This window comes from Marinomonas sp. GJ51-14 (genome assembly GCF_055808695.1).
This window is the reverse complement of the sequence record NZ_CM147879.1, coordinates 40,220-53,029: the sequence shown is the minus strand read 5'-3', so window position 1 is coordinate 53,029 and position 12,810 is coordinate 40,220. Positions and strand designations below refer to the sequence as shown.

Sequence of the window (12,810 nt, the reverse complement as noted above, 5' to 3'; positions counted from 1 at the left end):
ACAAATATTAAGCTCCACTGAACTTGAGTTTGGCGGCATCTTGCAAATTCGAAATGATACGAAACGCGTCTTTTAAATGCATGCGCTCAAAGCTACCGAAAGACTGAGGTTCAATGTGATTATTTGGTTCATCTCCTTGTTTTAACGCTTCGAATTGGTGAGTGAAACGCAACTGACAAATGAAGCGATAAGCACCAATAATATTCTTCAAGGCATCTTCGCTGAGTACCTTTTTCTTATGGGCAAAACGGAAACGTTCTTCGGTGTTGGTTGATGTACAGCCAACAGAAATTCCGTAAATTCTCGCTAAATCGACCACCAAGGTAATGGCGTATTTTTTAATGTTGAGTGTGTTGCTGTTTTCACCGCCTTTTTCCAATACGAGATTATTGAAAATCCCCAGTGGTGGTGAAACCGCCACCGCGTCATTGATGAGTATGGATAAGAAACTTCGGTTTTGGCTAATGATTTTGTGAAGGTGTTGATGAAGAATGTCGCAAAACGCGCTTTCACCATAAATGCTTCGAGTTTCTAAAAATACACTGGCGTTCAATAGGGCGTTATGGTCTGGCGTGGTGATCCAATCTTTATAGTATTTTTTCCACGTACTTAGTTTCTGAGTCCACTTAGGGTTGGACGCCATAAAGTTACCAGGACAAAGGGTAAAGCCACATTCATCTAAAGACTTGCAGACAAAGTCTGCCATGGTTTTGAAGTATTCCAAATCTTCCTCTGTAGCAGAGTCGTCAATCACTAGAGCATTGTCTTGATCGGATGAAATATGAACTTCATTTCGAGCATGAGAACCAGCAACAATCCAAGCAAATTTACAGGGTGCTGGGCCAAATTTTTCTTCAGCTAATTGAATGATACGACGATTGTATGCATCGTAAATCATTGCCATTACTTGGCCAATAATTTCAGAGCGAACCTTACCTTCCACAAGAGCTTCAAAAATGGCTTGACGCTCGGAGGTTAATGACACCAGTTTTTCGACGGTTTTGGCTCGTTTCATTGTGTCGATCAAAAAGATGGCTTGAACTCGGTTTTTTTGCACCATATCGAAAGTGGTTAAAAGGCCATGTACTTTATGACCACTGACCACAGGAAGACTACGGACGTTGTTTTGCATCATCAAAGTGGCAGCAGTAAGAACCAAGTCATTTGGACCAACCGTAAGCGGAGATTTGGTCATTACATCACTGATGGGCCTATCAATATTGACGCCGTCTGCAATAACGCGTTTAGTCATGTCTCGGTCTGTAATAACACCAACGATTCGGCCTTTGTTTTTGATCACTGCGGTAGAAGTGCGAATAACATTACGCATCTCATGGGCGACTTGCTGGATGGTCATGTCAGAGGTCACTACCGCAGGGAAGCTATTGGTTACTTCAGACACTTTTTTAACAAACAGACCTTTGTCATTATCGGACCACACCACATTGAGGGCGTTTTGAATTCGTATTTGCGCCTGTGAGGCAAAGTGTTCTGCGTATTCAGGGTGATCTGCTAGCAGTTTCTCTAAGGCTTCGTGTGGGATCAGATAAAGTAATGTGGATTCTAAAGCAATCGCGCTGTAGCTTTCTTCACCAGCCGCATGGTCATCCAAAAAGGTAAAGCCGAATAGATCCTGTGGACCAAGCTTGGCACGTAATACGCCATTGGGTTTACGCTGTTCCATCACGCCAGTACGAATGATGTAAAGGAAACGCTTAGGGTCGCCTGGGTGGAAGTCAATTTTTTCTCCACGGCTTAAATAACTGATGTTAACTGAACTGGCGATTTTCTTCTGTAACTCAGGTGGCAACTTATCGAATGGATCAATTTGGTGTATGAATTCAAGAATGTTAGGCAGTAGTGATTGAATCATAAAGGGTACCGAATGACGGCCATTTAAAGGCCTGAATTTTATTTGTATGATTATATATTACACCACTGTAAAGCTTACTTATACCTTGCTTTATCAGTTCTTCTCCTTTCATTTCTTCTTTCCTGTTATTATAGAAAGTTACTTTTAAGGTAATTAAATAAAGACATTTTTTTAAGAAGAGTATGTACGGCTCTTATTCCCTATCTCTCTTAACTTATCTATCTTTCAGACTTAATAAATTTAACTTCAGGGGTTATAAATAGAATGATTTGCGGTTTCGATTATGGAACATCTAACTGTGCGCTTGGTTTGTCTCAAGACACTGATATTCGTCTTGTTCCCTTGGAAGGACAATACACTTTTTTGCCTTCCACTTTATACGCATTAGATCGAGACCTTATTACAGAATTCGTTGGTAAAAACATGTTAGTAGGAGATGATCGCCAAGCGTTTGTGTCGTCTCGGCAGCATGTTCTTACTCGTGCACAACGTGCTCGCCGAGAAGAAGACATTGATGATAATGATCAGACGTTGTTCTTTGGTCGGGCGGCATTTGATGAATATTTTCAATGGCCTGAAGATGGCTACTTTGTAAAATCACCAAAGTCGTTTTTAGGTGCGACAGGGTTGCGATCAGAGCACATTAATTTCTTTGAAGATGTGGTTGCCGCGATGATGCAAAACATCAAACAAAATGCGGAGAAGCACCTTGGCGAAGAAATTACACACACAGTGATTGGTCGTCCGGTGAATTTCCAAGGTATCGACTCGGAAGCCAGTAACCGCCAAGCATTAGAAATTCTCACAGCAGCAGGTAAGCGGGCTGGCTTTAAAGAAATTGAATTTTTGTATGAACCTATTGCTGCTGGTTTGGATTTTGAAACCAAACTTTCTGAAAACAAAACTGTGCTTGTTGTTGATATTGGTGGTGGTACAACCGATTGCGCTATGGTGCGAATGGGACCGGAATACCTAGGTAAAATAGATCGTCGTGCTGACTTTCTAGGGCACACAGGTGAACGGGTTGGAGGAAATGATTTAGATATTCGCATTGCAGGGAAACATCTAATGCCCTTGTTCGGTATGGACACCTTGCTAAAAAATGGTTTGCCGATGCCAACGCAATTGTATTGGAATGCAGTCACAACTAATGATGTTTCTGCTATTTCGACATTCAACAGTATGGAAACAAAGCATCAAATTGAGCAGCTTCGTTTAGATGCCGCGCAACCTAGATTGATTGAGCGTTTCTTGCGAATGCGTGAAGAGAAGCACAATTACCATATTGTTCGCAATGCGGAAGAAGCCAAAATAGCCTTGTCCGATGAAATGGAGCACAAGGTACTTATGGATTATATAGAAATGGGTTTAGCTTGTTCTATTCAACGTGATGCCTTGGCGAAATCCATTGATCCACCCTTAGAGAAAATGTTGCGATTAATGACTGCAGCCATTGAGCAAGCGGGTGAGAGTCCAGATCTAATTTATATGACGGGTGGGTCGGCAAAGTCCCCTGTGATTAGAGATGCGATTCAGCAACGAATTGGTGATGTGCCAGTGTTAGATGGTGATCATTTTGGTAGTGTTGCAGCGGGTTTAACAGTTTGGTCTGAACGTATTTTTAGATAAAAATTAGAGGAATACCTTATTCAATTGGATAGGGCATAACTTAAAGTTCTATTGTTTTACTTTAGCTGGCTTTCTGAGGTTTTCCGTATAGCCAGCCTTGGTGATATTTTATATGAATTGAATCCAATCTTTTTTTATCCGTATCGTTTTCTACTCCTTCTATGATGCAAGGAATTTCCAATGTGTTAAATATTTCCAGAAACGAGTGAAAAAAGGCCTCGTTTTTAAATCGTAAAACACTTTTATCAATCTTAATGAAGTCAAATTCGAATTCAAAAATGTAAGAAAAGTTTGAGAAGCCGGAACCAAAGTCATCTAATGCAAAGCGATATTCAAGGTTTCTCAGTTGTTGCATGGACTTTTTTACTTTTTCGCGATTCTTAAAGAGATCTTCGTCTTCAGTGATTTCAATGATAATTTCCCTTCTCGATCCCATAGCAATTTTAGACAAATAGGTGATCATCTTGTCATTAGTGAGGTGTCGTGCTGATAAGTTTACTTGGAAGTTTTTACAACTAAAATGTTTTTTTTCTTCTTCTAGTTTTTCCAATTGTCTCAAGGTGTGTTCGACATGAAGGTTGTGGTACTTAATCTCTTTTATGATATCGAGGGCGTTATTTTGACCTTCACATCGAGTGAAAACTTCGTATGAAAAAATAGTCTTGTTGTCGGTATTAACAATAGGTTGGTACACGTTGAAAAAAACATCATTTTGTATTTTTCTTTTGAGGCCTGCTTTTTTAAACGTAAATACTAAATATGGAATAATTATAAAATGAAAGAGAGCAAAGGAAAGTGCAAAGGTTGAAATATAAAATAGATTAGATGTTTTAACTTTGGTTTTGTATTGATATGTATAGGTTAGGTTAGAAATAAGTTGAGAAGAAACTTCTTTTTCATCTGCTCTTAACACCGCTTTAGGTATGGAGGAGGATGAAAGTTTTATATTCTGTAGTAGATTCTCAATAGATGACTGCTTGATTAGAGCATTAAATTCATAGTCTGTTGTAGTTTTCTTAATAACAGATATTCTTTCGTGATAGAAGTTTGAAGTATGAGGGCCTGAAAATAAAAAGCCATCATGGGGTAAGGTTTTTTTGACTTTGAAATGATTCTTCCCCCAAGAATTACACACTAAAGTACTGTCATTTTCTCCATTTTTGATGATACCTATTTCAATTACGCCATCAATGTTGAAGATGGATTTTCGCATAAAATTGAGTAAATCAGCAGAGCATTCTCCTTTATAAAGATGAGATGTTTGATTAAGAGTGGAGGCGATGGATTGAAAAAGGTTTTCTAAAAAAAAGATTTGTTTATTATTTTCAAATGAAATGTATTCAGATTCTTGTGCTGATATCCTATTGCTTTCTGCTTCTCCTAATAAGAAAGAAAGAGATAAAGCACAGATGAGACTAATTACAAAAACTCTCATTTTTCTAAGGAACATCATCAAATCCATAAGATAAAGGCTTAATGATTCTATACTAAGAAAAAGGCATTAGGATTTTTGTATTTGTAACGAAATGTATTATCTTTATTCGATTTAATTTCTCTAAAAAGAATTGTTTTCTCTCGTCTAGCTTTACTTGAAATGTCCTATTAATAATTTTGTATAGCCAAAAAAATGGCTAACAGTAAACTGTCAGCCATTACCTTAGAAAAATTTACTATAGTGAGAAGCGATCAACTGATGATTGTAGTTTCGTTAATACCTCAGATAAGACTTGTGTTGTCTCCATCATCTTACCTACACCATTAGCTGTTTCATTAGAAACGGTACGAATGTTAGAAACGTTTTCGTTAACGCTTGTTGCAACTGCTGATTGCTCGGTAATTGAACTGGCTATATTAATAGACATGCTGTTGATTAAGCTGACAGATTGAGTCACTTTTAATAGCCCTTGACTGGCTGATAATGCTTTTTCTGCATTGAGAATTGCTTGATCTTTACCATGTTGAACTTCAACAGAAGCACTTTTAGAGAGTTTTTGAAGTTGTGTGATCATTCCCTCAATTTCGGTTGTTGCGACTTGGGTTCTACTTGCGAGTGTTCTTACTTCATCCGCCACAACTGAAAAACCACGGCCTTGCTCACCGGCTCTTGCCGCTTCGATGGCAGCGTTTAAGGCGAGTAGGTTGGTTTGGTCGGCAATGCTGCGAATAACTTCTAGAACAGAGCCTATGTTTTCAGTTTCTTTTTCTACATCTTGCATAACTGTAGAGGCTTTACCAACAACATCGGCTAAGTTTTGCAAGTCGTTTGCCATGTCATTGACGACTCGTGTACCTGCTTTTGTTTCTTCATCTGCTCTTTGGGTTTCGTTAGTGGTATCTGTCACGTTCTGTGAAACATTTTCTACTGCAATTACCATTTGGCTCATGGCTGTTGCGACTAAATCGGTTTCTATCTGTTGTTGAGTTATACCTTGAGAAGCGATAGATGCTGTGGTGTGGACCTGATCACTAGAATTGGCTAACAGCTCCATACATGTTCTAATTTCTGTTTGCATTGAACGTAATTGCGAAACAGTGTCACGACCATGTCCAAATAAAATGTCTATTTCATTTCTGCTGTTTTCTCGGTTATTTTGAGTATTCGTAAATAGTTGAGTTGAGAGATTTCCGCTACCGAGTTCTTGCAAATCATTTCCTACACGCTTTAATGGAGATAAAATTCGCTGTGCAATAAAAGTGATCAAAAGAACCAAAATAATGGCGCAAACAAGAGAAATAACAATTAGATTATTACGAACAGAGTGAGCAACAAGGGTGAACTCTTCAACAGGGCCGCCAGTTAGAATTGCCCATCCCCATTTGTCAGCATGACTAAATGCGATGACTTTTTCCTTAATCACGCCATCAATTTCTTGCTCTGTTAAAAAGAACCCTTTGTTTTTCTCTTTAATCATGGCTAGGTATTTGTCAGAATCTTTAATGCCGATTTCAGTAAAGAGTTTTCCTTTGTGATCGGAATCAATCATGATTTTGCCGAAGTTATTACCTTCTTTAATATTGATAACAGTAGCTTTTCCAGTTTCACCAAAGGATAGCTGATTGATTTTATCCTCTAAGTTTTTTAAACCTTCTGTGTAGTCAAATCCTACATATAGAATGCCGTTTACTTGCCCCTCGCTATCTTTAAAAGGTACGTATTTGGTCATGTAATTACGACCGAAAAGATCAGCTGGACCTGAGTAGGTTTCACCATTAATTAATTTTTCATAACCAGGATGGTTTTTACCTAATAATGTGCCATATGCACGGTCACCATTGGTTTTTTTAAGAGAGGTACTTATGCGAAGAAAGTCATCACCATAACGGATAAAAACAGTGGCAGTACCACCAGTCATATTTGTAAATTGGTCTGGTTTATCGAAATTTAGGTTGATTACTTCTCCTGAATTCGTTGCTAAAGGACTGTCATATTCTCCAATTTTGACAGTATCAATATCACTAACGTTGATACCATCGGGAAAAAGAGTAAAAAAAATATCGGCTAATCTGTCTGTGCTTTTTTCTAAGTTTTCATTATAAAAGTTAAGTAGGGTTTCTCCTTGAGTTGCACTGATTTGAAGTTCATGTTCTATGCTTTCCATAAATCCATTATAGGATTTATTTGATGCTAGCCAGCTAAGAGTTCCAAAACAAATGATAGAAACAGTAAAAACAGTGATAGCGAGTTGATGAGCAACGGGGATAAATCTTATTCCTTTTATCATATAATAATACCTTTTACTTCTTGGTCCGATGAGTCAAATATCAAGTAAGATTATAATGCTTGAATAAAACAACCCTATTTGTTCAAGTCATTGTTAATTTGGAGTTTACTTGAAAAATATGTGTTGAGCCCTCCTTTAATTTTAAATAAAACAAAAAGGACGTGTTAACGGCCTTTTTGTTTTTAGTTTAATTAGTTTCTATTGTACCGTTTGGTTTGGGTGCGTGTTTTCAACATGGTGTTTTTGGTTTACAGGACGCACCATTAAGTTTGCAAAAAAACCAACTACAAGCAAGCTAGCCATTACATACATAGTGGAGTTATATAAACCTGATGTGGGGTCAACAGTTCCGCTTGGGGAAATTTCCATTAATGCTGAAACTGTAACCGTTTTGGCTGTAATCAATTCATTGAGCTGAGAAATAGATGCATTGAATTTCGCTTCAAATCGTAATGGATCTATTTTACTCGCCAAATCATGTATAGCTCTTTCAACAGATAAATTACGCAAGTAGGTAATAACAAACGGTCCTAATACACCTGCAGTTGCCCATGCTGTTAATAAACGCCCATGTATTCCACCAACATGTAAGGTGCCAAAAATATCTGCAAGATACGCAGGTATTGTCGAAAATCCACCACCGTACATAGTAAAAATAATCATGGTTGCGGCGTAAAACATAATTAACCAAGTAACGGATTGATCGGCACTTACTGCAGACGCAACAAAAGGTATAGAAAGGTATAAAACGGTTCCTATAATAAAGAAGCAATGGTATGTATTTTTACGACCAATGAAGTCCGATGCAGAAGCCCAGAAGAATCGACCACACATATTAAATACTGAAATCATAAGTACGTAAGTTCCAGCGAAAGAGGCCGTTGCAATGGTTGGTAAAGTTGAGCCAAAGATCTCTGTCATCATAGTTTTAGCGATGCCGATAACACCTATGCCAGCTGTGACGTTGAGGCATAAAACCAGCCAAAGTAACCAAAACTGAGGTGTTTTAAGAGACTGATCAATATGTACATTGTTAGTACTGATCATGGTATTTTTCTTGTCTTTTTCTGATGGTGTCCAACCTTCTGGCTTCCAATCTTTTGCTGGAACACGATATAAGAAAGAGGCAACCAACATGATGAGGAAATACACGATCCCTAAGGTTAGGAAAACACTAGATGCACCTGTGTCACCCGATCCGACGACATAAACACCGGCTTCACCTGGTGATGGTAGTTTTGATGCTTCTGTTAATGTAGCAACAACAACTTCTACTTTTTCATTAGCAACTTCAGCAAAGCGTCGACCACCTTCAGTGATCATCTGAACGGCAGATTCTGGACCAAGATAAGTTGGAGCCACAGCAAACTTTTCCAGTAAGAAAGTTTTTAAGGGGGCACCTATAATGGCACCGCCACCGAACCCCATAATTGCCATCCCTGTTGCCATGCCACGTTTGTCAGGGAACCAACGTAATAAGGTTGAAACAGGGGATACATAACCTAATCCCAAACCACAACCACCAAAAACGCCATAGCCTAGATACACTAGCCAGAGTTGATGAGTTGAAATACCTATGCTGCCAAGGATAAAACCACCACCCCATAAGAAAGCAGCGGTAACACCGACACAACGAGGGCCTACCTCTTCTAGCCATTTACCCGCTACAGCGGCAGATAGGCCAAGGAATACAATGGCAACAGAAAATATCCATACAACACTGCTTAAGCTCCAGTCATTGGCGGCACTTGTTACAACACCAAATTCTTTTGTGAGTGCAGGGTTGAAGATACTCCATGCATAGACAGAACCAATACATAAATGAATGGCAATAGAGGCGGGTGGCACTAGCCAGCGGTTAAAACTAGGCGAGGCAATTATTTTATCTTTCATTAAAAAAGATAAAAGAAAACGAAGATAATTCATAGGGGATGTCCTTATGGGTAATTGTTTTATTTTTATTTTTACAAAAGATTACATTTGGCCATTACATCATTATCCTAGATGTTTATAAATAGCCATAAAAATATTATCTGTTTTTTTTATTTTTTCAATGCAGTGTTTTTATTTAAAAAAACATTTTCATTTGGAAAAAACTTTTTAGATTAAAGTAACTATAAGCTGTATTTATAATAAGTAAGTTGCTAAAAAGGCATATAAAACGTACTCTTCCGGTTATTGGCTTCTGTACATTTATAGGTGGCCAATTCTTGTAAAGGTGTCAGTATTTACTGGTGAAACGGGAAATAGGAATGTTCTTCAAACAAAGCCTATACTGCCCCCGCAACGGTATGTAAGTGATGCGTTTTTTGGCTTGATTTCACTGTTTTTAATGGGAAGGGATGAAGTGATCAAAAATGCATGCTTAACACTTATGAGTCCGGAGACCGGCCTTTATTAATTAGGAATTTTTACTTTACTAAGAATAAGTGAAGATCCGCTAATTTGAATCATACGGGTGAGTATGAATCCTATTTTGGAGAATATAGTAATGCATATTGAACCAGGCGTTGTAGATGGCGCAAAAATTATTTTAAGTTACGCAACGGCAATTGCTGCTCTTGGATTTTCTGCGAGAGCATCGGTCAACATGATCAAAAAAGATGGTCTTATGTCTTTAATTGGTCGTAGTTTACTGACTACTTTATTGGTGTTTATTTTCTTTGAAGTGATGCCACATCATGCCGTTGGTGTATCAGAGGTTCATTTTATTCTTGGCTCAACATTATTTTTGATGTTTGGTCCAGCGGCCGCTGCAATTGGATTGAGTTTCGGGTTATTAGCGCAGGGTGTATTCTTTGCTCCTTTTGATCTACCTCAATATGGTATGAACTTAACAACCTTGTTGTTGCCTTTGTTTGCTATGGCAGCTATCGCTCGTCGTACCATTGCAGAAAATACCGCCTACGTGGACATCACTTATAAGCAGGCATTGCAATTGTCACTAACTTTTCAGAGCGGAATCATTGCTTGGGTGGCTTTCTGGGCATTTTATGGGCAAGGTTTTGGCGTGGAAAATATGAGTTCTGTTGCTAGCTTTGGTTTGGCTTATTTGAGTGTCGTATTGATTGAGCCTGTTTTGGATCTTGCAGTCCTTGCAGGAGCAAAAAATTTGAATCGTTTTAGGCATTCTTCATTGCTTGAAACGCGCTTGTTTAGCTAACTTAAAAATAGCATTTAAAACGGCCAAGCGATTCGATTGTTTGGTCGTTTTTTTATATTTGCTATCTGAATTAAGGCGACCTTTACTGATTCCTTCCATGTTCACTCACGAATTCTAAAAAAGCTTGGTTTGCTTTAGAAAGGTAACTGTCTTTGCGCCAGGCGATGCCAAGATCCAGCCATATTGGTGGATCAAATGAGCGGGTGATGAGTTCATCGTCATCGTCGATTACCATATTGAGTAGAGTTGAGACACCGAAGCCTTGTTGAGTAATGGATTTGATCAAGGGGATAAGGTTGGTTTCAAAACCAATTTTAGGTGTCATTTTGCATTGCTTTGCTAATTTATCAACAATCCGGCGGTGAAAGTAACCCTCTTTAAACATAACTAGCTCTTCTTCGAAAAATGCCTCAGGCGTGACCTTATTTAACTGACTAAATGGGTGATCAGTTGCCACGGTGACGCGCATCTCTTCTCGAATCAAAGCTTGTGTTTGCAAGCTATCTGGTAATGTTTCAGCGACAATGACACTTAGATCCAATTCACCACTTTCAAGCATCTTTTGCAGTTGCCATGTCCCACCTTCAATCACTTTTAAGGTGATTGTTGGGTAACAATGCCGAAAGGCCATAAGTATGGGAGGAAAGTAGTAAGAGCCAAGCATGCTTGGAATTCCGACACGCACTTCACCTTGGCTTAAGCCTTTTAGCTCGCTCATTTCTAGAAGCGCTTCGTCCATGGATTGGATTATTTTTTCTGCATGAAGGAGTAGTTTTTTACCTTCATCTGTCAGACCTATGTTTCTGTCTGCACGGTGGATTAGTGTTAGGCCTAGATCTGTTTCCAATTTTTTTATTGCCATACTAACAGCAGGTTGTGCCACGTTAAGTTGTTGCGCAGCTTTAGTGAAGCTTTCAGTTTTTGCGATGGCAATGAGATAACGTAGTGGCTTAATGTCCATCATTAATCCTTATGGATTGAATAAAATAGATATATTTTATTGATAAATTGGCTGGGCGTATAGTAGGCGAATAATATCAGTCTGTTTTGAATTTTATCCCTGTGGAGTTTGTCGTGATTGAAGCTGGTAGTTTAGTATTCTGGCGAGGCACTTTAGCCCTAGTAATTGGTTCTTTTATGGTGTTTGCTAATGTTTATGTAACTCAGCCATTATTACCAATGATAGCAAATGAGTTTTCGATTAGCCCGCTTCAGGCCAGCGCCAGTTTTACGATCACCACATTAACCTTAGGTATTTCTCTACTTTTTTATGGGCCAATCTCCGATGCTATTGGTCGCAAAGGTATTATGGTGATGACCATGGTTGGAATTACCATTACTACCTTTTGTCTTTCCTTAGTGCAAAGTTATGAATCCTTATTAGCATTACGCGGATTACAAGGCTTTTTCTTAGCAGGATTACCTGCCATTGCTGTCGCTTACTTGGGTGACGAATATACACCTGAAGCCTTAATGGTAGCAGTTGGTTTATACATTAGTGGTAACAGTTTAGGTGGTATTGGTGGCCGTTTGATTGGCGGTTTTGTTGGTGAATGGTTAGGGCGCTCAACAACCTTTGCTGTGATGAGTGGCATCAGCTTAATTTGTCTTTTGGTGTTTTTCTTTTTATTGCCTGCTTCCCGTCATTTTGAGCCTAAACCGTTACGAGTTGGCCATATTTTGAAAAACATGAAAGACCACTTACATAATCGTCGTTTGCTGACTAGTTATCTAATTGGTGGCTTCAGTTTTTTTATTTTCATTAATCAATACAGTTACATTACCTTCGTATTAGAAGCCGCGCCTTATAATCTTTCTGCCAAGTACGTAGGTTTACTCTTTCTGACTTATTTGTCCGGTACGCTTGGCTCGGCTATTTCGGGTAAATTAGCTAAGCGTTGGGATCAGCCTAATATTATGGTGTTGGGAACCTGTATTTTAATGTTTGGCTCATTAGTAACCCTTGGCGGCTCATTATTTACCATCATCACAGGTTTATTGATCAACAGTTTTGGTTTCTTTCTAGGACATTCTACAGCCAGCAGTTTTGTTAGCCGAAATGCGAAATATGCTAAAGCCAGCGCTTCCTCTTTGTATTTAATGTTTTACTATCTTGGTGCCAGCTTGGGCGGATTTTACCTTGACCCATTCTGGCAAGTGGGTGGGTGGATTGGAGTAATTATTGGATCTTGGGTGGTTTTGTTTTTAGTCGCTTTAGCTGGTGTCAGTTTGATTAAAGATAAGAAAAGAGTGTTACAAGTGAAAGGGGGAGTTGACAGTTTTAGTAAGTTTCATTTAACGAGTAGAGTAGTTACGGAGAAATATTCTTTGCTGCTTTTTTGATGGATCTTGTTATTTATGGTTTATGATTCCATTTTTGGCTTAATGTTACTCAATCTAGTTCCAGAATGTCAGTTTCTGAG

General features: G+C 38.7%; 8 protein-coding genes and 1 riboswitch. Of the genes, 3 read left to right on the top strand and 5 right to left on the bottom strand.

From position 1 onward, the window contains the following. Positions 1-7 precede the first annotated feature (7 nt). The gene (locus AC0L3Y_RS00255) at positions 8-1,873 is read right to left on the bottom strand and encodes a DUF294 nucleotidyltransferase-like domain-containing protein (protein WP_473467307.1); all 1,866 of its coding nucleotides are present in this window, start codon (positions 1,871-1,873) and stop codon (positions 8-10) included. Positions 1,874-2,137: 264 nt separating this feature from the next. On the opposite strand from AC0L3Y_RS00255, the gene yegD reads away from it, so the two are divergent. Further along, positions 2,138-3,502 (top strand): molecular chaperone, encoded by a 1,365-nt coding sequence (gene yegD, locus AC0L3Y_RS00250; protein WP_473467303.1) that lies wholly within the window; start codon positions 2,138-2,140, stop codon positions 3,500-3,502. Positions 3,503-3,563: 61 nt separating this feature from the next. Here yegD and AC0L3Y_RS00245 read toward each other — a convergent pair whose 3' ends face one another. From AC0L3Y_RS00245 to AC0L3Y_RS00235, 3 genes are all read right to left on the bottom strand, one after another. Further along, positions 3,564-4,964, bottom strand: a complete 1,401-nt coding sequence (locus tag AC0L3Y_RS00245; RefSeq protein WP_473467300.1) for an EAL domain-containing protein — start codon at positions 4,962-4,964, stop codon at positions 3,564-3,566. 208 nt (positions 4,965-5,172) lie between these two features. Next, on the bottom strand, positions 5,173-7,224 hold the full coding sequence (locus tag AC0L3Y_RS00240) for a methyl-accepting chemotaxis protein (protein WP_473467297.1): 2,052 nt from the start codon (positions 7,222-7,224) through the stop codon (positions 5,173-5,175). A 198-nt stretch (positions 7,225-7,422) separates the two neighbouring features. Next, positions 7,423-9,150, bottom strand: a complete 1,728-nt coding sequence (locus AC0L3Y_RS00235) for an OFA family MFS transporter (protein ID WP_473467295.1) — start codon at positions 9,148-9,150, stop codon at positions 7,423-7,425. A 273-nt stretch (positions 9,151-9,423) separates the two neighbouring features. Further along, a riboswitch (cobalamin riboswitch) is annotated at positions 9,424-9,634 on the top strand. Positions 9,635-9,715: 81 nt separating this feature from the next. On the opposite strand from AC0L3Y_RS00235, the gene AC0L3Y_RS00230 reads away from it, so the two are divergent. Beyond that, the gene (locus AC0L3Y_RS00230) at positions 9,716-10,387 is read left to right on the top strand and encodes an energy-coupling factor ABC transporter permease (RefSeq protein WP_473467291.1); all 672 of its coding nucleotides are present in this window, start codon (positions 9,716-9,718) and stop codon (positions 10,385-10,387) included. Positions 10,388-10,469: 82 nt separating this feature from the next. Here the strand turns inward: AC0L3Y_RS00230 and AC0L3Y_RS00225 are convergent, their stop codons facing one another. Beyond that, positions 10,470-11,348: a LysR family transcriptional regulator gene (locus tag AC0L3Y_RS00225; protein ID WP_473470559.1), complete on the bottom strand. Its 879-nt coding sequence runs from the start codon at positions 11,346-11,348 to the stop codon at positions 10,470-10,472. Positions 11,349-11,461: 113 nt separating this feature from the next. On the opposite strand from AC0L3Y_RS00225, the gene AC0L3Y_RS00220 reads away from it, so the two are divergent. Continuing rightward, a complete protein-coding gene (locus tag AC0L3Y_RS00220) occupies positions 11,462-12,730 on the top strand; it encodes an MFS transporter (RefSeq protein WP_473470558.1) in 1,269 nt (422 codons plus the stop codon). The last annotated feature ends 80 nt before the right edge of the window (positions 12,731-12,810 follow it).

Bases quoted from the DNA above. Each gene is read 5' to 3' on its own strand.
- AC0L3Y_RS00230 (WP_473467291.1), top strand. From the start codon at position 9,716: ATGCATATTGAACCAGGCGTTGTAGATGGCGCAAAAATTATTTTAAGT.
- AC0L3Y_RS00235 (WP_473467295.1), bottom strand. From the start codon at position 9,150: ATGAATTATCTTCGTTTTCTTTTATCTTTTTTAATGAAAGATAAAATA.
- AC0L3Y_RS00240 (WP_473467297.1), bottom strand. From the start codon at position 7,224: ATGATAAAAGGAATAAGATTTATCCCCGTTGCTCATCAACTCGCTATC.
- AC0L3Y_RS00225 (WP_473470559.1), bottom strand. From the start codon at position 11,348: ATGGACATTAAGCCACTACGTTATCTCATTGCCATCGCAAAAACTGAA.
- yegD (WP_473467303.1), top strand. From the start codon at position 2,138: ATGATTTGCGGTTTCGATTATGGAACATCTAACTGTGCGCTTGGTTTG.
- AC0L3Y_RS00255 (WP_473467307.1), bottom strand. From the start codon at position 1,873: ATGATTCAATCACTACTGCCTAACATTCTTGAATTCATACACCAAATT.
- AC0L3Y_RS00245 (WP_473467300.1), bottom strand. From the start codon at position 4,964: ATGGATTTGATGATGTTCCTTAGAAAAATGAGAGTTTTTGTAATTAGT.